The organism is Pseudomonas sp. P5_B3 (assembly GCF_056400405.1).
On record NZ_JBFULI010000019.1, the window covers coordinates 38,073 to 58,775 of the forward strand.

Annotated in this window: 20 protein-coding genes and 1 pseudogene; 8 read left to right on the forward strand and 13 right to left on the reverse strand. The window is 61.2% G+C overall.

Annotation, left to right across the window (positions count from 1 at the left end; genetic code table 11):
* Positions 1 to 12 precede the first annotated feature (12 nt).
* Positions 13 to 483, forward strand: coding sequence for a DUF1810 domain-containing protein (locus tag AC1DRN_RS13590; RefSeq protein ID WP_223463426.1), 471 nt, complete (start codon positions 13 to 15; stop codon positions 481 to 483).
* Here AC1DRN_RS13590 and AC1DRN_RS13595 read toward each other — a convergent pair.
* Positions 448 to 2,808, reverse strand: coding sequence for a DNA polymerase II (locus AC1DRN_RS13595; protein ID WP_223463427.1), 2,361 nt, complete (start codon positions 2,806 to 2,808; stop codon positions 448 to 450). The two genes, AC1DRN_RS13590 and AC1DRN_RS13595, sit on opposite strands and share 36 nt — an antisense overlap.
* Positions 2,809 to 3,140: 332 nt before the next feature.
* Between AC1DRN_RS13595 and AC1DRN_RS13600 the strand changes: the two genes are divergently transcribed.
* A complete protein-coding gene (locus tag AC1DRN_RS13600; protein ID WP_223463428.1) occupies positions 3,141 to 3,581 on the forward strand; it encodes a CBS domain-containing protein in 441 nt (146 codons plus the stop codon).
* A gap of 130 nt (positions 3,582 to 3,711) precedes the next feature.
* On the opposite strand, the gene AC1DRN_RS13605 is transcribed toward AC1DRN_RS13600, so the two are convergent.
* Positions 3,712 to 4,335: a glutathione S-transferase family protein gene (locus AC1DRN_RS13605; protein ID WP_223463429.1), complete on the reverse strand. Its 624-nt coding sequence runs from the start codon at positions 4,333 to 4,335 to the stop codon at positions 3,712 to 3,714.
* A 261-nt stretch (positions 4,336 to 4,596) separates the two neighbouring features.
* Between AC1DRN_RS13605 and AC1DRN_RS13610 the strand changes: the two genes are divergently transcribed.
* Positions 4,597 to 4,959, forward strand: coding sequence for a hypothetical protein (locus tag AC1DRN_RS13610; protein WP_223463430.1), 363 nt, complete (start codon positions 4,597 to 4,599; stop codon positions 4,957 to 4,959).
* 77 nt (positions 4,960 to 5,036) lie between these two features.
* On the opposite strand, the gene AC1DRN_RS13615 is transcribed toward AC1DRN_RS13610, so the two are convergent.
* A complete protein-coding gene (locus AC1DRN_RS13615) occupies positions 5,037 to 6,128 on the reverse strand; it encodes a DUF1615 domain-containing protein (RefSeq protein WP_223463431.1) in 1,092 nt (363 codons plus the stop codon).
* 137 nt (positions 6,129 to 6,265) lie between these two features.
* On the opposite strand from AC1DRN_RS13615, the gene AC1DRN_RS13620 reads away from it, so the two are divergent.
* Positions 6,266 to 7,801, forward strand: coding sequence for an FAD-dependent oxidoreductase (locus AC1DRN_RS13620; protein WP_223463432.1), 1,536 nt, complete (start codon positions 6,266 to 6,268; stop codon positions 7,799 to 7,801).
* Between the two features lie 54 nt (positions 7,802 to 7,855).
* Here the strand turns inward: AC1DRN_RS13620 and AC1DRN_RS13625 are convergent, their stop codons facing one another.
* On the reverse strand, positions 7,856 to 8,566 hold the full coding sequence (locus AC1DRN_RS13625; protein WP_223463433.1) for a glutathione S-transferase family protein: 711 nt from the start codon (positions 8,564 to 8,566) through the stop codon (positions 7,856 to 7,858).
* 362 nt (positions 8,567 to 8,928) lie between these two features.
* Between AC1DRN_RS13625 and AC1DRN_RS13630 the strand changes: the two genes are divergently transcribed.
* Complete coding sequence (locus tag AC1DRN_RS13630; protein WP_223463434.1) at positions 8,929 to 9,600, forward strand: histidine phosphatase family protein; 672 nt, start codon at positions 8,929 to 8,931, stop codon at positions 9,598 to 9,600.
* A gap of 137 nt (positions 9,601 to 9,737) precedes the next feature.
* Here AC1DRN_RS13630 and mnmH read toward each other — a convergent pair whose 3' ends face one another.
* From mnmH to AC1DRN_RS13655, 5 genes are all read right to left on the reverse strand, one after another.
* The gene (gene mnmH / locus AC1DRN_RS13635; RefSeq protein ID WP_223463435.1) at positions 9,738 to 10,841 is read right to left on the reverse strand and encodes a tRNA 2-selenouridine(34) synthase MnmH; all 1,104 of its coding nucleotides are present in this window, start codon (positions 10,839 to 10,841) and stop codon (positions 9,738 to 9,740) included.
* Positions 10,841 to 11,875 (reverse strand): selenide, water dikinase SelD, encoded by a 1,035-nt coding sequence (selD, locus tag AC1DRN_RS13640; protein ID WP_223463436.1) that lies wholly within the window; start codon positions 11,873 to 11,875, stop codon positions 10,841 to 10,843. Before selD ends, mnmH begins: the two co-directional genes overlap by 1 nt.
* A gap of 88 nt (positions 11,876 to 11,963) precedes the next feature.
* Complete coding sequence (locus AC1DRN_RS13645; protein WP_223463437.1) at positions 11,964 to 12,920, reverse strand: quinone oxidoreductase family protein; 957 nt, start codon at positions 12,918 to 12,920, stop codon at positions 11,964 to 11,966.
* 28 nt (positions 12,921 to 12,948) lie between these two features.
* Positions 12,949 to 13,122: a DUF1427 family protein gene (locus tag AC1DRN_RS13650; RefSeq protein ID WP_223463438.1), complete on the reverse strand. Its 174-nt coding sequence runs from the start codon at positions 13,120 to 13,122 to the stop codon at positions 12,949 to 12,951.
* A gap of 106 nt (positions 13,123 to 13,228) precedes the next feature.
* The gene (locus tag AC1DRN_RS13655) at positions 13,229 to 14,008 is read right to left on the reverse strand and encodes an AraC family transcriptional regulator (protein WP_223463439.1); all 780 of its coding nucleotides are present in this window, start codon (positions 14,006 to 14,008) and stop codon (positions 13,229 to 13,231) included.
* A gap of 146 nt (positions 14,009 to 14,154) precedes the next feature.
* On the opposite strand from AC1DRN_RS13655, the gene AC1DRN_RS13660 reads away from it, so the two are divergent.
* Together AC1DRN_RS13660 and AC1DRN_RS13665 are read left to right on the forward strand one after the other, a co-directional pair.
* Entirely contained in the window at positions 14,155 to 14,382 is a 228-nt protein-coding gene (locus AC1DRN_RS13660; RefSeq protein ID WP_057714008.1) for a DUF6555 family protein, read from the forward strand.
* 35 nt (positions 14,383 to 14,417) lie between these two features.
* Complete coding sequence (locus AC1DRN_RS13665) at positions 14,418 to 14,696, forward strand: hypothetical protein (protein WP_223463440.1); 279 nt, start codon at positions 14,418 to 14,420, stop codon at positions 14,694 to 14,696.
* A gap of 27 nt (positions 14,697 to 14,723) precedes the next feature.
* On the opposite strand, the gene AC1DRN_RS13670 is transcribed toward AC1DRN_RS13665, so the two are convergent.
* The 4 genes and pseudogenes from AC1DRN_RS13670 to AC1DRN_RS13685 form a co-directional block, all read right to left on the reverse strand.
* Positions 14,724 to 14,879: a metallothionein gene (locus tag AC1DRN_RS13670; protein ID WP_150814244.1), complete on the reverse strand. Its 156-nt coding sequence runs from the start codon at positions 14,877 to 14,879 to the stop codon at positions 14,724 to 14,726.
* A gap of 253 nt (positions 14,880 to 15,132) precedes the next feature.
* A complete protein-coding gene (locus AC1DRN_RS13675) occupies positions 15,133 to 15,954 on the reverse strand; it encodes a methyl-accepting chemotaxis protein (RefSeq protein WP_411740720.1) in 822 nt (273 codons plus the stop codon).
* Between the two features lie 36 nt (positions 15,955 to 15,990).
* A pseudogene (locus AC1DRN_RS13680) lies at positions 15,991 to 16,815 on the reverse strand (cache domain-containing protein); the annotation flags it as partial.
* Positions 16,816 to 17,007: 192 nt separating this feature from the next.
* Positions 17,008 to 18,324 (reverse strand): Na+/H+ antiporter family protein, encoded by a 1,317-nt coding sequence (locus tag AC1DRN_RS13685; RefSeq protein WP_223462367.1) that lies wholly within the window; start codon positions 18,322 to 18,324, stop codon positions 17,008 to 17,010.
* 578 nt (positions 18,325 to 18,902) lie between these two features.
* Here AC1DRN_RS13685 and AC1DRN_RS13690 point away from each other — a divergent pair.
* A complete protein-coding gene (locus AC1DRN_RS13690) occupies positions 18,903 to 20,579 on the forward strand; it encodes an MFS transporter (RefSeq protein WP_223462368.1) in 1,677 nt (558 codons plus the stop codon).
* The last annotated feature ends 124 nt before the right edge of the window (positions 20,580 to 20,703 follow it).

Consider the following 20,703-nt stretch of genomic DNA (forward strand, 5'->3'; position numbering starts at 1 on the left):
GAGAGCTTCGCCATGAGGAGCACCGACCACCTGGACCCGTTCAATCTGCAACGTTTTCTCCTGGCTCAGGAGCCGATATTCGAGCGGGTTCAAAACGAGCTGAGCAATGGACACAAGCGCAGTCACTGGATGTGGTTCATTTTTCCGCAATTTGCCGGGCTCGGCGGCAGCGAGATGTCGCGCCGCTTTGCCATCCGCTCGCGGGAGGAAGCCCTGGCCTACCTTGAGCACCCGTTGCTGGGCGCCCGGCTACGCACCTGCACCCAGGAAGTACTGAACATCCGGGAGTGCTCGGTGGCCGGGATTTTCGGCCATCCCGACGACCTGAAGTTTCATTCCTCGATGACCCTGTTTGCCCAGGTCACCGCCGCCGACAGCCTTTTCCAGCAAGCCCTGAACCAATACTTCCACGGCATCCTGGATGACTGGACCTTGTCGCTGATGGACTCAAAACAGGCCCAGTTGCCCCCCAATCAGGGTTGAGAAGTCGTCGTCGACAAACGGCAGTATCGCGTCCGCCACCGGTTGCAGTTGCCGGGTGATGTAGTGGTCGTAATCGATGGGCGCGCTGCGCACTTCCAGCGGCTCGGGGCCGGCGCCGGTGATCACGTAGCTGATCCAGCCGCCGTTCTGGTATTGCCGCGGGCGACCCTGGCGGTCGTTGTACTCGTCGGCCAGGCGCGCCGCGCGCACATGGGGCGGTACGTTACGCTGATAGTCATCGAGGCTGCGGCGCAGGCGCTTGCGGTAGATCAGCCGGTCATCGAATTCACCGGCCAGGGTCTTGCGCACGTAGTCACGCACATAATCCTGATAGGGCTGGCGCAGGAAGATCCGCGAATACAGCTCCTGCTGGAATTGCCGGGCCAACAGCGACCAGTCGGTGCGTACGGTTTCCAGGCCTTTGTAGATCATTTCGTCGCTGCCATCGGCCCGGGTCACCAGCCCCGCGTAGCGCTTTTTACTGCCTTCTTCGGCGCCGCGGATGGTCGGCATCAAAAAGCGCTTGTAGTGGGTTTCGAACTGCAACTCGAGAACGCTTTGCAAGCCGTATTCCTGCTGCACGTGCTCGCGCCACCACTGATTGACGTGCGCCACCAGCGCGTGGCCGATCTGCGCCGCCTCCTGCTGACCATGGGCGCGACGCAGCCAGACGAAGGTCGAATCGGTGTCGCCATAAATCACTGCATGCCCCTGGGCCTCGATCAACTGGCGGGTGCGCAGCATGATCTCGTGCCCGCGCAAGGTGATGGACGAAGCCAGGCGCGTGTCGAAGAAGCGACAACCGCTGGAGCCGAGCACACCGTAGAACGCGTTCATGATGATTTTCAGCGCCTGGGACAGCGGTGCGTTGTGTTCGCGCTTGGCGGTTTCCCGGCCTTCGGCCACCCGGGCGACGATGGATGGCAGGCAATGCCGGGTGCGCGAAAAGCGCGCGCCACGAAAACCCGGTACCGACTCGCTGTCGTCCGGATGCTCGAGCCCTTCAATCAGCCCCACGGGGTCAATCAGGAAGGTGCGGATGATCGACGGATAGAGGCTTTTGTAGTCGAGCACCAACACCGATTCGTACAGTCCCGGTTGTGAATCCATGACAAAACCGCCGGGGCTGGCTTCGGGTGGCTTGCCACCGAGATTCGGCGCAACGAAACCCTGACGGTGCATCAGCGGCATGTACAGGTGTGTGAACGCCGCCACCGAACCGCCCATGCGATCGGCCGGCAAACCGGTGACGCTGGCCCGCTCCAGCAGGAAGGTGAGCAACTCAGTCCTGGCGAAAATCCGCGTGACCAGTTCGCAGTCCTTGAGGTTGTATGTGGCCAGCGCCGGTTTGTCCTCGGCGAACATGCGATTGATTTCGTCCATGCGCTGGTACGGGTTGTCGATGGATTTGCCCTCGCCGAGCAAGGTTTGCGCGACGTTTTCCAGGCTGAACGAAGGGAAACTCCAGGTTGCCGAGCGCAGGGCCTCGATACCGTCGATGATCAGGCGTCCTGCCGCCGAGGCGAAGTAATGGTTGCCGCTGCCATGTTCGCGCCACTGCATTTCCTCACCGCCACGCCCCAGTTTCAAGGGCACCGCCAGGCGCCGGGCGTGTTCGTGAAGCACCCGCAAGTCGAACTGCACGACGTTCCAGCCGATGATCGCGTCGGGGTCGAAGCGGGCAAACCATTCATTGAGTCTTTTCAGCAGCAGGGTCCGCGAATCGCAGTATTCGAGCTGGAAATCCACCTGGCTGGCGTCGCCATTCGGCGGACCGAGCATGTACACCTGACGTTCGCCGCAACCTTCCAGGGCAATGGAATACAACTCGCCCTGGGCGGTGGTCTCGATGTCCAGGGACACCAGTCTGAGGCTCGGCCGGTAGTCGGGATCGGGTTTCATCTGGGCGTCGAGCAGCAGGCCCTCGGCATTCGGCGTGCCACTGAAACGCACCGGCGCGGTGATGAAGCGTTCCATCATGTAGCGTTCCGGCGGGCGCACGTCGGCTTCGAACACCTCGACACCGGCCCGGCGCAGCGCGGTTTCCAGGCGCATCAACTGGCCATGTTGCTGGCAGTAAAGCCCGAGGACCGGGCGATGTTCGAAATCCTGCAGGGCCAGGGGCCTGAGCTCGACGTTCTTCTCGTCATGCAAAACGCTTTCGGCCGCCTGACGCTGCGCAGCAGGGATGAACGCCACCGACGGTTGATGAGGCAGGCGGATGCGCCGGGGACCGATATCGGTCGCCAGCCAGAACTCGACTTCCGTACCGGCCGGGGTGTCGCGCCAATGCCGGGTCAGGACGAAGCCCTGCTGTAGATCCACCACTGCAAACCTCAACGTTGATTCAGAGGGGGATTCTACCCGTCATCGGCCGGGATAGCGCGTTTGCCGCAGGCCTGCCAGGCAGACACACTACTTGTAGGAGCGAGCCTGCTCGCGATRRCGGATTAACCTTCAACGAAGATATTGGCTGTTAGTCCGTCATCGCGAGCAGGCTCGCTCCTACAGGTAGTGCGCCGGGCCTGAAATGAGGGGTTTACCGAAGAAAAACCGCCGAATGACGTTTTTTGCGTGTTATCTGCCGCATTCGCCCTTGCCCTGAACGCTCGCGTCTACGATTCTTCAAGAACAACGACAACACCCGAGTAACCACCATGAAAACCGTCGCCCAACTGCTCAAGCTCAAAGATCAGAAGAATCAGGAAGTGCACCAGATCAAACCCGATCACATGGTGCTCGAAGCACTGATGAAGATGGCCGAGAAAAACGTCGGCGCCTTGTTGGTGGTGGAGAATGATGAAGTGCTGGGCATCATCAGCGAACGGGACTATGCACGCAAACTGGTGCTGCACGGCCGCTCTTCGGTGGGTACGCCGGTACGCGACATCATGGTGTCACCGGTGATCACCGTCGACCCCCATCAAACCGTGGAGACCTGCCTGGGCATCATGTCCGATAGGCGCCTGCGTCACTTGCCGGTGGTCGAAAACGGCAAATTGATTGGGCTGCTGTCGATCGGTGACCTGGTCAAGGAGGCGATTGCCGAACAGGCGGAGCTGATCAAGCAGCTGGAACAGTACATTCGCGGGGAATAAATCCGAACACGTTGCACTCCACCTGTAGGAGCGAGCCTGCTCGCGATAGCGGATTAACATTCAACAAAGATGTTGGCTGTCAGTCCGCTATCGCGAGCAGGCTCGCTCCTACATTTGGTGTTAAGTGTTCTCAGGCGGGCCAATGCCGGGTGAATACCGGCGTCAGCGCCGGGTAGCGGTCGATGCGTTCCAGCCAGGCGAAAAAACCCGGCCTGGCATTACGCAAATGCTCCCGACTGCCCGCCCATCGCGAGATCACCGCTGCCAGCACATCCAGCGCCCCCGGCTTCTCGCTACCCAGGTACAACTCGCCCGAGAACTGATCGGCAAACACCTCCCAACTCCAGTGCAGGCGCCGGCGGGCGCCCTCCATGAGGTTGTGCCTGGACGACTCATCCGCCTCGGCCAGCCAGCGTTCGGGGTAATCAATGATGCCGATGGCCGCATAGCAATTGCTGACGATGTACGCCATGCCGCGAATGGCCTGGGCCCGCTCGGCCGGGTCTGACGGCAACAACCCCGATGCGGGAAAGGTCAGCCCGAGGTGAATCAGGATCGCCGCGCTCTCGGTCAGGACGCTGCCATCAGGTAGCTGCAAGGTCGGAATCTGTTTGAGCGGGTTGAGTTTCTCCAGCGCCTGGGCCGCCTCCGCAGATGTCTCGACATCGATGAAGCGATAAGGAACATCACAGAGTTCAAGGGCGGCCTCGATGGCCGCCGCCCCGGAGTTCTGATAACCGTAGAGCTGGTACATAAACATCTCCTTGTTCACCGCGATCTCTGCAGTGCCTCATCAATCGTCCCGGCAGAGGAACGCGCCAGCTATCCAGTGTAGAAGCCGCCAACCGTCACACAGCGACCATCCGACGATCGCACCATCACGCTCAGAAGGGGTATGGCGCCGGTCCTATCATTGCCGTCGATGTTCACCATCAGCGCAATGAAGTTCTCATAAAAAATCCCCGGCGTAACATCTGCTCCATACCCACCCATCAGCACCCCGGAGCACACCATCATGAAACGCCAGACCCTCCTCAGCATCGCTTTCTCGGTTTTCGCAGTTAACGCTTTCGCCGCAACTTCTGCTCAACCTGTGGTCGCTGAAGGCGGCTCGGATCGTCTGATTGAAAGCCGTGTGGCCGAGGGTGGTTCCGATCGCCTGATCGAGAATCGTGTGGCCGAAGGTGGTTCAGATCGCCTGCTGGAAAAACGTGTTGCCGAAGGCGGTTCCGACAAGCTGCTGGAAAACCGCGTCGCTGAAGGCGGTTCCGACAAACTGCTGCAGAACCGCGTTGCTGAAGGCGGCTCTGACAAACTGCTGGAAAACCGCGTTGCCGAAGGTGGTTCCGACCGTCTGATCGAAAGCCGCGCTGTCTGAATGCAGTGCTTTACCGCAGGACTCAACGAAAACCCGGCCTCACCCGTCGGGTTTTTTATGCTTTTTTTGCGCCGCGATTACTTCCCTGCCCGCGCCATGCAGCGCTGGTAACGTTCATCGACCCGTTTGGCGAACCACGCGGTGGTGAGTTTTCGGGTGATTTTCGGGCTTTGCAACACGATCCCCGGCACCACTTCACGGGGTAACGGCCGGCCCTCGGCCCGTTCGGCCAGTTCGAAAACCCGCCGATAGAGTTTGCTGTCTTCGAAAGCCAGGGTTTTCCCCTCCTCCAGTTGTTCGCGGATCGTCGGATTACGCATGTCCAATTGCTTGCCGAGGGTGCGCACGGCCAGTTCCGTGGTGCCGGGCATGATCGAACCGTAGTTCACCAGATCGCCATCCAGCGCCAACGGAATACCGGACGCCCGGCTCACTGCGTTCTGAAACGCGGCGTTGCGACTGGCGTACCAACCCGCGTTGAAGTCGGCAAAACGGTACAACGGCTGCGGGTAGCTCACCGGGTACCCAAGCAGATGCGCGATGCCGAAATACATGCCGCCGCGCCGGGTGAACACTTCATGACGAATCGAACCCTTCACCGGGTATGGATAGCCCTTGGCCTGCTGCTCGGCAAAATCAATGCCGACCTGCATTGGTCCGCCGGTATGCACCGGGTTGAAGCCGCCGAACAGTTTTTTGCCCATCGGCACCATGTCGATGAAGTCGTCGAAAATCGCACTCAGTTCCTTTTCACTGCGCGCGGCATTCAGGCGGTCGCTGTAGCTTTTGCCATTGGGCGAATCGAGCTTCAGCGCACCGCTCACCAGCAGGCCGGGAATGTGCGCCCTGGCGGCGCGACGGTCGATCTCGTCACGGGCGATCTTGCCCAGCCCCGGCACGCTCGGATCGACCTGAAAAGTCGACTCCTGTTCGGTCACGGCCAGCACCGAGCACAGGTTTTTCGTGGTCGGCGAGATGTCTTGCGCGGTAAATGCCACCTGGATATCCGTGGCCCAACCCTGGGGATCGGCAGCCTTCGCCGGCAGCAAACGCACAATCTCGGCCTTCACTTGGGCCGGAGTGCGCGCCGCCGGCTCCTGGGTCCGTTGGCTGCCGCAACCGGCCAATACCAGCAACACGCCGACGCTTGTGATCAATCTGATTTGCATGTCGCTCCATCTGATCCGTTGGTCCGGGCTAACCATACGACCAATGGCAGGTCAGCCGCTACGGCCGTGGCAGTCCGATGGTTGCCGCCCTCCCCGACTGGACCATACTTGATTCACACAGCGAGGAGGACAGGTTCATGCACCGCAGCGACGTGTTGATCGTCGGCGCCGGCCCGACCGGGCTGGTCCTGGCGTTGTGGCTGAGCAAACTGGGCGTGCGCGTGCGGATCGTCGACAAAACCTCCGCCCCCGGCACAACCTCCCGGGCGCTGGCCGTCCAGGCTCGGACGCTGGAGCTGTATCGCCAGCTCGGACTGGACGACGCCGTGGTGCAAAACGGCCATCAAGTAAAGGCCGGCAACTTCTGGGTCAAGGGTGAGCCCGTGGCGCGCCTGCCCCTGTCTCAGATCGGTGAAGGCCTGACCCCCTACTCGTTTCTCGAGATTTTCCCGCAGGACGAACACGAACGGCTGTTGATCGAGCGCCTGGAAGCCTTCGGTATCACAGTGGAACGCAACACCGAACTGGCAAGCTTCGAGCAAACCGCGGACGGCATCACGGCCACGCTGCATCTGCCCGACGGCCAGCAGGAAATCTGCCAGGCCTGTTACCTGGCCGGATGCGACGGTGCCCGGTCGATTGTGCGCAAGACCCTCGACACCGGGTTTCCCGGCGGGACCTACCAGCAGATTTTCTACGTCGCCGACGTGCAGGCCAGCGGCCCGACATTCAACGGCGAATTGCATGTGGATCTCGACGAGGCGGACTTCCTCGCCGTGTTCCCGCTGGCAGGCACGGGTCGCGCGCGCCTGATCGGCACGGTGCGCGACGAGCGCGCCGAACACGCCGAGACCCTGCGTTTCGAGGACGTCAGCAGCCGGGCCATCGAGCATATGAAGGTGAAGATCGAGCAACTGAACTGGTTTTCGACCTACCGCGTGCATCATCGGGTGGCGGATCACTTCCGCAACGGCCGGGCGTTTTTGCTGGGCGATGCTGCCCACGTCCATAGTCCTGCGGGCGGCCAGGGCATGAACACCGGGATCGGCGACGCCATCAACCTGGCCTGGAAACTGGCGGCAGTGTTGAGCGGCGGCGCCGAGGCCAGACTGCTCGACACCTATGAAACCGAGCGCATCGCTTTCGCCCGCAAACTGGTGGCCACCACCGACCGGGTCTTCACTTTCGTCACCGCTGACGGGCCGATTGCCGATCTGCTGCGTACGCGCCTGGCCCCGTTCTTGTTACCGAAAATGACCTCATTCGAAACCTCCCGTCAGTTCCTGTTTCGCACAGTGTCGCAGATCACCCTGAATTATCGGGGCATGCCATTGAGCACGGGCGTTGCCGGGCACGTGCATGGCGGCGATCGCCTGCCCTGGGCCCATGACGGTGAGGGGGATAACTTTGAGTCACTGAAATGCCTGACCTGGCAGGTGCATGTGTATGGCGACACCAGCGACGAGATGATCGCCTGGTGCCACGAGCACCATCTGCCGCTGCATGTGTTCGACTGGCGACCGGCGTTCGAAGCGGCGGGTCTGGGGCGCAACGGCTTTTATCTGTTGCGGCCCGATACCTATGTGGCGATTGCCGAAACGTGTGCGGACCCGAAAGTGATCGAACGGTACTTCCGTGATCACGGGATCCGGCCGTTTTTTGGCGCGACCTGAAAACACCACAACCCCTTGTGGGAGCGGCGGTGCGCCGCTCCCACAGGTTCTGTATCAACCTGAAACGGGGCTCGGAATCTGCAACCCGCGCACCACCGCCGGCCGTGCCAGGAACCGTTCCAGCACCCGCGTGACATTAGGGAAATTTTCAATGCCCACCAGATCGCCGGCTTCATAGAAGCCGATCAGGTTGCGTACCCACGGGAAGGTGGCGATGTCGGCGATGGTGTAGCGCTCGCCCATGATCCAGTCGCGCCCTTCAAGCCGGCCGTCGAGTACCTTGAGCAGGCGTCTGCTTTCCTCGACGTAGCGGTCACGGGGACGCTTGTCTTCGTAGTCCTTGCCGGCGAACTTGTTGAAAAAGCCGAGCTGGCCGAACATCGGACCGATCCCGCCCATCTGGAACATCAGCCACTGAATCGTTTCGTAGCGCGCTGCCGATTCCTGGGCCAGCAGTTGCCCGCTCTTGTCGGCCAGGTAGATCAGGATCGCCCCCGACTCGAACAGCGCCAGCGGCCGGTCGTCCGGACCGTGGGGGTCGAGGATCGCCGGGATCTTGTTGTTGGGGTTCAACGACAGGAATTCCGGGGACATCTGGTCATTGGTGTCGAAGCCGACCCGGTGCGGTTCATAAGGCAGGCCGATCTCTTCGAGCATGATCGAAACCTTGACGCCGTTGGGGGTTGGCAAGGAATACAGCTGAATCCACTCCGGGTACTGGGCAGGCCATTTGCGGGTGATGGGGAATGCGGACAAATCGGTCATGGGCTGGATCCACGAAGACATTGAGAGTGACGATCATAATGGAGATATCGGGCCAGCGATCCCTTGAAGCCATCGATATCGCTGATAGAGGAGATCAAAAGAGATCACGACGGTTTCAGCGCCATCGGGTGTAGTGTGTCCATTATTTCGAAATATCCTGTCGATAACCTTCGCTGCAACCCGTTGAAGGTTACCGGTACATTGCTGCGTTTTTGGCCGGAATCGAACCAAACGGGCCCAGGGGACTCTGAGCACCACTCCTTTGAAAACGGACCGGTTTCAACGACATGGAAAGCACCAGGAAAATCGTGGTGTAAAGGTTTGTCAGCCTTAACCGAATAGTGCTGAAGATCCCTTTATTCATGAACCTGTTCAATTTTGCCCAACGCTTTAAACATCGCGCTTACCTTTTGTTGCCCGCCTTGTTGGTGGTCAGCGCGTTGTTCCTGTCGCTGGAGTCCGGCCCAAGCCGCGCCCAACCGATGGATGGCACCCAGACGCTGGTGTTCCTGCGCCACGGGGAAAAACCCGCCGGCGGCCTGGGCCAGCTCAATTGCCAGGGCCTGAACCGCGCCATCGGCCTGGCCACCCTGCTGCCGGAAAAGTTCGGCAAGGCCAACTATGTGTTCGCGGCCAACCCGACCCGTAACGTCGAGGAAGGCGAGTTCGACAATTCCTACAGTTACATCCGCCCCCTGATGACCATCAACCCCACCGCCATCAAGCTGGGCCTGCCGGTGAACATCAACTTTTCCGCCAATGACACCGATGACCTGGCCGAAGAACTGCTCCAGGGCAAGTATCACAACTCGGTCATCTACACCGCCTGGTCCCACGGCTACCTGCCGGAGCTGATCAACACGGTGGCCGGCGAAGCCACCGGCAAGGATGCGAAGATCATCGACGACTGGGAGTCCAGTGATTACGACTCGCTGTATGTGCTGACCCTGACCTGGCACAACGGCAAGGCCAGTTTGCAGAGCCATGTGTACAAGCAGGGTCTGGATAATGGCTCAGAGACTTGCCCGACCTGAGGTTGTGCATTGCCTGATCGGGCCTCATCGCGAGCAGGCTCGCTCCTACAGTAATCTTCTGTGAACACAGTATTTGTGTACGGCGCAGATCCAGTGTAGGAGTGAGCCTGCTCGCGATGGGGCCGGCACAAACAACATCACCCCCGCTGGCTGCCCCGCTCACGCAGATACTCGAGAACCGCCCCCCGCTCCCCGGCAAACTCGATCCGCGCGTCTTTTTTCTCCCGCTGGAACGCATACATCGGATCGTAATACTCGCGCAGCAACCCTTCGATCCAGCCCCGGTGCAGATCCACCGCGCCACTGCGGGCCTGCTCGGCCAATGCCTCTTCCATCAAAACCAGCAGGCGCCGATGACGTTCGCCGCCCAGGCGTTTCTGCACATTGTTCAGGCTCGCCAGCAAGCGTTCGGAAAATAGCGCAAAGCCCTCCTCGCCATGCACACCGATGAATTCGGCGCACAGATCCACCACGTAGTCGCGCAGGATCCGCTCGACCCGACCTTCAAGGCTGTCTTCCAGCCAGACCATCGGAAACTGCTGCATGCCCTGGTACAGCGGCAACGGCAGCGCACAACTGCCCACCGCACGGCTTTCGTCTTCCAATACGAACTGCTCGATGCCCCGGGCGCGTTTTTTCAACACGTCGATGGCCAAGCGGTTTTCGAAATCGATATTCGAGGGTTGGCCCGTGGCGCGCTTGCCGAAACTGGAACCGCGATGGTTGGCATGACCTTCAAGGTCCACGGCGTTGTCCAGTTGCGTGAGCACCTCGGTCTTGCCGGTGCCGGTCATCCCGCCCAGCAGAACGAAATTGCACTGGGTCACGGCTTGATCGAGGGTGTCCAGCAGGAAGGTGCGCATAGCCTTGTAGCCGCCACCCACCCGTGGATAGTCGATGCCGGCTTCGTCCTTGAGCCATTGCTGGACAATCTGCGAGCGCAGGCCGCCGCGAAAGCAATACAGCAAGCCATCCGGATGCGCCCGGGCAAAATCGGCCCAGGCCTGGATGCGTTCGGCCTTGACCGCGCCCGACACCAGTTGATGCCCCAGCACGATGGCCGCTTGCTGGCCGTGCTGTTTGTAGCAGGTGCCGACCCGCTGGCGTTCATGGTCATTCATCAACGGCAGGTTGATCACACCGGGGAATGAACCCTTGTTGAATTCGACCGGCGCGCGGGTGTCCATCATGGGCCGGTCGTTGAGGAAAATGTCGCGGTAATCGGTGTAATCGACAGACATCAAAACACCTCGACCGCGTTGCTCTGTCGCTCGACCAGTTCACCGATCGGCTCCAGGCTCAGGCCCAGCTCAGCGGCCACAGAAAGGAATTGCTCGTTGCCTTCGGGCGTCACGGCAATCAGCAGGCCGCCGCTGGTCTGCGGGTCGCAGAGCACGCGTTTGTGCAGCTCCTGAAGGCGTCCGAGCTTGCTGGCATAGCTGTCGAAATTGCGCAGCGTCCCGCCCGGTACGCAGCCCTGTTCCAGGTAATACTCCACCCCCGGCAGGCGCGGTACGCGGTCATATTCAATGCGCGCCGTGAGCTGGCTGCCGTCGGCCATTTCCACCAGATGCCCGAGCAGGCCGAAACCGGTGACGTCGGTCATCGCGGTCACGGCGTCGAGCTTGCCGAAGCGGCTACCGGGTTTGTTCAGGGTGCACATCCAGTCCCGGGCCAGGCCGATGTCGGCATGACGCAACTTGCCCTTTTTCTCGGCGGTGGTCAGGATGCCGATCCCCAGGGGCTTGGTGAGATAGAGCAGGCAACCGGCGGTGGCGGTGTCGTTGCGCTTCATGTGGCGCTTTTCCACCAGGCCGGTGACGGCCAGGCCAAAGATCGGTTCTGGCGCGTCGATGGAGTGCCCGCCTGCCAGCGGGATGCCCGCCGCGTCGCACACCGCACGGCCGCCGCGTATCACTTCCCGGGCAACTTCCGGGGCCAGCACGTTCACCGGCCAGCCCAGAATCGCAATCGCCATCAACGGATCGCCGCCCATGGCGTAGATGTCGCTGATGGCATTGGTGGCGGCAATTCGACCGAAATCGAAAGGATCGTCGACGATCGGCATGAAAAAGTCGGTGGTCGAGACCACGCCGCGCTCTTCGTCGATGGCATACACCGCCGCGTCGTCGCGCGAGGCGTTGCCGACCCAGAGTTTCGGGTCGAGGTTCTGCGCCCCGCTGCCGGCCAGGATCACTTCCAGCACCTGGGGGGAAATCTTGCAACCRCAACCGGCGCCGTGGCTGTATTGGGTCAGGCGAATCGGCTCGCTCATAGGGGTACCTCATTGGGTCAATGGGGCCGATTCTAGCAGAGCGAAGCATGCGCAAGGCGGTGCACAGCCATGGACTTTGTGGGAGCGGTTAAGGCAGCAGAATCACCTTGTCGCCGCTGCCCTGATTCACCTCGGCATAACGCTCCAGGCCTTCGGCCAGAGGCGATTCGAACAACCCTTGCGGCAATGGCAACAATTCCTGATCGAAAAACCGGCCGAACTGCTCGAGCATCGCCGCACACGCCTGTACCCCGTACAACAACGAGTTGATCCCCACCACTGAGCCACCCTTGCGATACAACGCCAGGGCCGGCAACTGCACGTGACCGTCCACCGGCGCCGCGATGATTGCGATACGGCCGAACGCGGCCAGGGCTGGCACCGAGGCCGGCAGCCAGAAACCGGTGGTGTCGAAAATCACGTCGGCGCCGCCGGCATACACGGCGTTGACCTGAGCCCCGAGGTCTTCGGGTTTATCCAGTTGCAGGGTCTGATAGCCCTGATCCTGCAAGTCCTTGACCTGCTCCGGACGCCGCGCGGCTGCCAGCACCCGGGCACCGCGCACCTTGGCCAGGGCCAGCGCGGCACTGCCGACCGCCCCGCCACCGATGACCAGCAATCGGGTTTCGGCCGTCACCAGGCTGCGCTCCAGCGCATCCCACGCCGTGGTGTACGGAACGCCGAGGCTGGCGGCCTGGGCGAAGCTCAGGTGCGTGGGTTTGAGCGCCACGCCGTTGGCCGGCAGCTTGACGAACTGCGCGTGGGAACCGTCGGCGAAAAAGCCCAGTTCCTTGCCCGTGCCCCAGACTTCCTGACCGATCAGCGCCTGCGGGCCGGCCACGACAACACCGGCAAAGTCACGACCGGGAATCCGCGGCAAGGTGGTGTAGGGAAAACGTCCCAGCACGTTCTTCACATCGCTGGGGTTGAGGCCGGCGGCCTTGATCTGGACCAGCACTTCATCGGCGCCGGGCACGGGGGTCGGCACCTCGACGTAGCGCAGGGCCGAGAGATCGCCGGTTTTGTCGAATTGCAGAGCTTTCATGGGCGTGTCCATTGAATAAAGAAAGGGTTCAGGAGATCCAGCCAGCCACCAGTTCTCGGCCCATCGGCCAGAGTTTTTCGCCGGCGAGCATGCCAAGCAGGCCTACCAACGCGATGGCCGGGGGTGCGGGGGAACGAAAATCCAGGGCGCCGTAGAGCAGACCGACACCCAGACCGATGGCCACAGACACGAGGTAGTTCATGGCAGACTCCGGGGGCAATTGAGGTATGCGCTGAGTCTAGAGGGCGACACCTTTGAGCATCGGCCAAGTGCTTCTGAATTTCGGCCAAAGCCCGGCCTCGGCGAATTCAGTCCTGGTGTTGCGCCACCGGAAACTGCGAAGGGGCAACGCCCAGTTCACGACGAAACATGTCGCTGAAGCTGCTCGGCGAATAGCCCAGCTCCCGGGCAATCGCACTGACCGGCACGCCCTGGATCAATTCGGCTACCGCCGTCGCCAGTTGCACCTGACGCCGCCACTCGGCGAAGCCCATGCCCAGACCGTCCTTGAACAGCCGCGCGAGGGTGCGCACGCTGGCACCGGCGTTATCCGCATGCTGTTCGAAAGGAATATCCAGTGAAGGCGCAGCCATGACCGCCTGACACAAATTCATCAATCGCCGGTCGGAATCGTCCGGCAGCGGAATTTTCAGCAGCGAACGCCTGGCGCGCTTGAGCTCCAGCAGCGCCAGGCCCACCAGCGCGTCGTAATACTCGGGCGCCCCGTCATTGCCCTGCTCCACCAGACCGACGATGAGCTCACGCAGCAAGCCGCCGACCTCAATGACTTGCACGCTGTCATCCAGGGTCGCCGCCAGGGACGGGCGCAAGTAGATATTGCGCATTTGCAGGTCGGACACCACGCGAATTCCATGAAGTACGCCAGGCGGCAACCACACCGCCCGCTGCGGCGGCACCACCAGCGCCTCGTGCGGCGTCTCGACCCACATCACCCCGCTCATCGCATACAGCAACTGGCCCCAGACGTGCTCGTGAGGCTCGATGTACAACCCGCGCGGATAGGTGCGAGCCAGCGGTTGCACGGGCACATCGGTGTCACTCAGGTCAGGGGGTGCGGCGAGGGCCATGGTCTATGTTCATTGGGGGGCGGGAAGGCCCCATGGTAACGAGGCACCGAACTTGTCGCCAGCAACCGCCGCCGTCCGACAAACCGAATGAATTTTCCAGATGGCGCGCGATCCTTTTATGTACAACAGGGAGGAACCGGAGCTTTATGAACAGTGCAAAATTATTCGTCATCGAGTACACCCTCCATGGCGCTCCAAAATCATTCATTATCCGCCTGGAAAAAATGGATAACGCAGAAGCCTGGCATTGGGCGAGCTGCGACGCAGGGGTGGGGCGGATCCCCCGATTCGGACGCGAGAAGGTGCAAAAGACCAGCAAGCCAATGGCAGAAAAGTTCGGCGTGGAAAACGTCAAGTGGCGGCCGGCGAACTGATCACAGGCAACCATCAGGATCGGGGGAGAATGAAAATGACCGCGACACCTGTCAGCAGCCCTGCCCGGCTGGACTACGGTCTGGACACGCTATCGGGGCGCACCAGCAAAAGCGCCGAGTGCCTGATTGGACTGGAACAGGTCGAAAATGACCCATTTTGCTTCGCCATACGCGTCCTGGCACCACTGCCGGAAGATCTGGAGCAAGCGAAGACATTGGTGGTGCGGGTCGAAGGCCGGCGCCTGCAAGGCACCGTCCGCCACAGCGTACGCCTGGAAGATGACAGCCTCAGGCTCGAAGTGGAGCCGGACTAGGCTCCACTTTTGCGTATGCCGTGGTTATCAGTGGGCACACTTGCAGCCTTGGGAAGCGCACTCTTCGCCATGCTCGTGATGCTTGGCACAGGCTTCGCAGCAATAGTGCTTGCCGTGGCGCACGATCGGGTGCTCGCCGAGCTTGCACGAACACTTCGGACAATCGCATTTACGGTCGGTCATGGGGTTGACTCCTAGGGTAGTGGTCGTCGGGGGGCTTGCGATGTAACCCGCCTTACCAAGTGTAGGAGTTGAGTCGAAAGGTGCGTGGAACTCCGTCCAGGCTGGTTGCCCGGCAGGTTCCGAACCCCACTTTCCCTGTGGGAGCGAGCTTGCTCCGGGCGGCGCTCCGACGATAGCGGTGGCTCAGCCAACATCAATGCTGAATGTGCTGCCGCCATCGCGAGCAAGCTCGCTCCCACAGGTTGCAAACCAGTCAGATCCGGAATTGCCCCACCAGACCGCCCAGGCGCTGACCGAGGTCGGCCAGGCTACGGGAAGTCTGCGCGCCGAGCTGGGTTTCGTCGGCGACGCTGTCCACCGCCACGGCAATCTGATGCACGCTGCGATTGATCTCTTCGGCCACGGCGGTCTGTTCTTCGGCGGCACTGGCGATCTGCGCGTTCATCGAATTGATGGTCGCGATCAGCTGCGCCATGGCGTCCAGCGAAGCCCCCGCCTCGTTGGCCTGGGCCGAGGTGCCGTCGCCGGCTTCGCTGGAACGACGCATCGCCTCCACCGCCGACCGGGTGCCGGCCTGCAAGCGGTCGATCATGCCCTGGATTTCCTGGGTGCTGATTTGCGTGCGGCTGGCCAGCGCCCGCACTTCATCGGCCACCACCGCAAAGCCGCGCCCGGCCTCACCGGCGCGGGCGGCTTCGATGGCCGCGTTGAGCGCCAGCAGGTTGGTCTGCTCGGCAATCGAGCGAATCACCCCGAGCACGCTGACAATCGACGACACGTCTTTTTGCAGGCTGTCCAGGGACACGCCGCTGCTGCGGATGTCGTCCACCAACGCATGAATTTTCTCGATGCTGCCGGCCACCACACGCTTGGCTGCCTGCCCTTCTTCGTCGGTCTGCTGGGCGGCGACCGCGGCGCTCTGCGCGCTCTTGGCCACTTCCTGGGCGGCGGCCGACATTTCGTTGATCGCCGTGGCCACCTGATCGGTCTCATGGCGCTGCCGCTCCATGGCCTGGTCCGAGCGATTGGCCTGGTCGGACACCTGATTCACCAGCCCGGTCAGTTGCGAGGTCATTTCGGTGATCTGCCGTACCAGGCCGTGGATCTTGTCGACGAAACGGTTGAACGAGCCGGCCAGCTCACCGAGTTCGTCCTGGCTGGTGATGGTCAGGCGGCGGGTCAGGTCGCCCTCGCCTGCCGCAATGTCGTCGAGGTTGGCTTTCATCAGATGCAGCGGACGCAGAATGGTGTTGGCCAGCAACATCCCGGCGGCAGCGATCACCAACAGCACCACGATCGCCACGCCGACGATGCTCAGCACCATGCCTTGCATGCGCTCCTGGACCTTGGCTTCGACCACCGCCACTTGCGCTTCGATGCCGTCGAGGTTGACCGAGGTGCCGACCGCCATGTCCCACTTCGGCAGGTATTCGGTGTAACCGAGCTTGGGCACCAGCACCTGGGTATTGCCGGGCAATGGCGAGCTGTATTGCAGGTAGTGCGTACCGTCCCTGGCGACTTTCACCAGGTCGCGGTTGACGTAGACACCGTTCGGGTCGCGGTTGTCCTTGAAGCTCTGGCCCACGCCTTCGGGGCTGTTGGCCTTGAACAGGCGCACGGTGTTGGAGTCGTAGCCGAAGAAGTAGCCGTCCTTGCCATAGGTGATGCTCGACAGCAGCTTGATCACCTGGGCCCGCGCCGTCTCATCGCCGGGCGCGGCCGCGTCGTAGAGCGGTTTGATCGTGGTCATGGCCACGGCCACGTAGCTTTGCAAGGTCGCCTTGGCATCGCTGAGCAGGCGCTCGCGGGTCTGCTCGACTTCCTTGCGCGCCTGATCCTGCAGAATGAACAGCGTGGTCAGGCTGATGACCAGCGCAAACAGCAACACCGGAAGGACGGCAAGGGACAGGACTTTGGCCTTGAGGCTCATGCGCATGACGTTCACTCTTTTGATTTTGTTAGCGTGGTTAAAAGCTTTAACGGCACGCCGGGTCAAAAGTTGAACGCAGTCAGTCGGACCAATGAAGATCCCTTGTAGGAGCGAGCCTGCTCGCGAWGGTGTGTCAGCTACCTTGGTGTCGGCTGACACACCWTCGCGAGCAGGCTCGCTCCTACAGGGGTTCCGGGGTTACAGAACCATCGCGGCCACCCAGCCAAACGCCAGCAGCGGCAGGTTGTAGTGCAGGAAGGTCGGGACCACGGTGTCCCAGATGTGATGGTGCTGGCCGTCGATGTTCAGGCCGGAGGTCGGGCCGAGGGTCGAGTCCGAAGCCGGCGAACCGGCGTCGCCCAGGGCACCGGCGGTGCCGACGATGCACACGATGGCAATCGGGCTGAAACCCAGTTGCACGCACAACGGCACGAAGATCGCCGCCAGAATCGGCACGGTGGAGAACGACGAGCCGATGCCCATGGTCACCAGCAACCCCACCAGCAGCATCAGCAAGGCGCCGATGCCTTTGCTGTGATCGATGTACGCCGCCGACGACTCGACCAGCGTCTGCACCTCGCCGGTGGCCTTCATCACTTCGGCAAACCCGGAGGCGGCGATCATGATGAAGCCGATCATCGCCATCATTTTCATGCCTTCGGTGAACAGATCGTCGGTGTCACGCCATTTGACGATGCCCGACACCGAGAAAATCAGGAAACCGGCCAATGCACCGATAATCATCGAATCCAGCAACAACTGAATGATGAACGCCGCCGCGATGGCCACACCGGCCACCATCAGGCTCAGCGGGTTGTATTGCACCGCCACCTGCTCGACTTGTTCGATCTTTTCCAGGTCATAGACACGCTTCTTGCGGTAGCTGACAAACGCGATCAGCAGGCCCGCCACCATGCCCAGGGCCGGAATGCCCATGGCGTGGGTCACATTGATGCCGCTGATGTCCACACCGCTGCGGGCGACGTTGGCCAGCAGGATCTCATTGAGGAAGATGTTGCCGAAGCCCACCGGCAGAAACATGTAGGGCGTGATCAAACCGAAGGTCATGACACAGGCGATCAGGCGACGGTCCAGTTGCAGCCTGGTCAGCACATATAGAAGCGGCGGCACCAGCAACGGAATGAACGCGATATGGATCGGCAGGATGTTCTGCGAGGCAATGGCCACGACCCAGAGCAGGCCGATCAGCAGCCATTTGACCTGGCCACCGCCGTTGGCGTGCTGGCGATCGACCATCGCCAGGGCCTTGTCGGCCAGCGCATGGGCCATGCCGGACTTGGCAATGGCCACGGCGAAAGCGCCGAGCAAGGCGTAGGACAACGCCACCGTCGCCCCGCCACCGAGGCCACTGTTGAAGGCCTTGAGGGTCGCCTCGATCCCTAGGCCACCGGTCAAACCACCGACCAGCGCACCGACGATCAGGGCGATCACCACATGCACGCGGGACAGGCTGAGTACCAGCATGATGCCGACCGCGGCAATTACTGCATTCATTGTCATACCTCTGGGCAAACGAAAAGAGTCCGTCCGGCAGTCTGCGTGAGCCGCCAGCGGATAAAAGGAATGGGTTTTATTAGAGGGCGCGCACTTTGCCGCAGAGTCGGCGCGCTGTCAAAGCCAACGCCCCCTCTGTAGGAGCTGGCTTGCAAGCGAAGGCGGCCGTGAGCTTTGCATCGATCTTTCAGCCGTCTTCGCTGGCAAGCCAGCTCCTACAAGGGGTGATTCGATATTCAACGGACGGCAAAAAGAACGCCGGATCGTGGCCGCTACAGTGCAAAGTCTCAGATATTTATCGAATAAGGACATCTCCATGTCGCTCAGACAACTTTCCATTCAATGGAAAATCACCCTGCTGGCCTGGATGTGCCAGTCATACCCCTCTTTCCGACCTCAGCCGTGATGGCGAGTGGATATCTGCCGCAAGGTGATTATGCTTCAAGGAACCTTGCAGCATTTTGCGGCGTCAACCTCAATGCAAGACCCGTAATCCGATGACATCAGCCCCATGGCCTGGGTACGGTAAGTTTTAGTGGGAACTCCGGCCTACAACAAGAGCAAGACGGAGAATACTCATGGCAGCAATCGACACTACAGCCACGGGCAGCACGCCCAACCGCGGTATCACCCGGGAGGAGCGCAAGGTCATCTTCGCCTCGTCCCTGGGCACCGTGTTCGAATGGTATGACTTCTACCTGTACGGCTCCCTCGCGGCGATCATCGCCAAGCACTTCTTTGCCGGCGTCAACGAAACGACTTCCTTCATCTTCGCCCTGCTCGCCTTCGCCGCCGGCTTCGCCGTCCGGCCCTTCGGCGCCATCGTGTTCGGCCGGTTGGGCGACATGATCGGGCGCAAACACACCTTCCTCATCACCATCGTGATCATGGGTATTTCCACGGCTGTGGTGGGTTTGCTGCCGGGCTATGCAACCATCGGCGTAGCCGCGCCGGTCATTCTGATCAGCCTGCGCCTGCTGCAAGGCCTGGCGCTGGGCGGTGAGTACGGCGGCGCAGCGACCTACGTGGCCGAACACGCACCCAAGGGCAAACGAGGCTACTTCACCTCGTGGATTCAGACGACTGCAACCCTCGGCCTGTTTCTTTCACTGCTGGTGATCCTCGCCTGCCGTACCGCTCTGGGCACTGAAGCCTTCGAAGCCTGGGGCTGGCGGATTCCGTTCCTGCTGTCGATCCTGCTGTTGATTATCTCGGTGTACATCCGCCTGCAACTGAGCGAGTCACCGGTTTTCATGAAAATGAAGGCTGAAGGCAAGGCGTCCAAGGCACCGCTGACCGAATCCTTCGCCCGCTGGGAAAACCTCAAGATCGTGATCATGGCCCTGCTCGGTGGTACCGCTGGCCAGGCCGTGGTCTGGTACACAGGGCAATTCTATGCGCTGTTCTTCCTGCTGCAGACGCTGAAGATCGACCCGCAGACCGCCAATTTGCTGATCGCCGGCTCGCTGCTGATCGGTACGCCGTTCTTCGTCATTTTCGGCAGCCTGTCCGACCGCATCGGGCGTAAAGGCATCATCATGGCCGGCTGCATCCTTGCGGCCGTGACCTACTTCCCGATCTTCCATGCGTTGACCCAGTACGGTAGCCCGGACGTGTTCATTGCACAGGAGAAAAATCCGGTCACGGTCATCGCCAATCCCGGCCAGTGTTCGTTCCAGTTCGACCCGGTGGGCAAGGCCAAATTCACCAGCTCCTGTGACCTGGCCAAAACCGTGCTGGCCAAAAAGGCCATCCCCTACAAGAACGTGAACGCCGAGCCGGGCGCTGTTGCGCAGGTGCGCATTGGCGAGAAAGTGATCGAGAGCTTCGAGGGCACCGGCATGCCCGCCGCCGACTTCAAGGCCAAAAACGACGCCTTTACCGCCAACCTCGTCACTGCCCTCAAGGACGCCGGCTACCCCGAGAAGGCCGACCCGGCCAAGACCAACTATCCGATGGTGTTGCTAATGCTGACCATCCTGGTGATCTACGTGACCATGGTCTACGGGCCGATTGCCGCCTGGCTGGTGGAACTGTTCCCGGCGCGCATCCGCTACACCTCGATGTCGCTGCCCTATCACATCGGCAATGGCTGGTTCGGTGGCTTCCTGCCGACGGTGGCGTTCGCCATGGTGGCGGCCACGGGGGATATCTACTACGGGCTGTGGTATCCGATCGTCATCGCGGTGATGACGGCTGTGCTGGGTATTTTCTTCATGCCGGAAACCAAGGATCGGGAGATTCATCACACATAAGCCTGACACCTCACCCGGTGGAATAGGGTGTACTCACAATCGGCGGCCATGAAAAACCACTGTGGGAGCGAGCTTGCTCGCGATAGCGTCAGCACATTCGACATCAATGTGTCAGACAGATTGC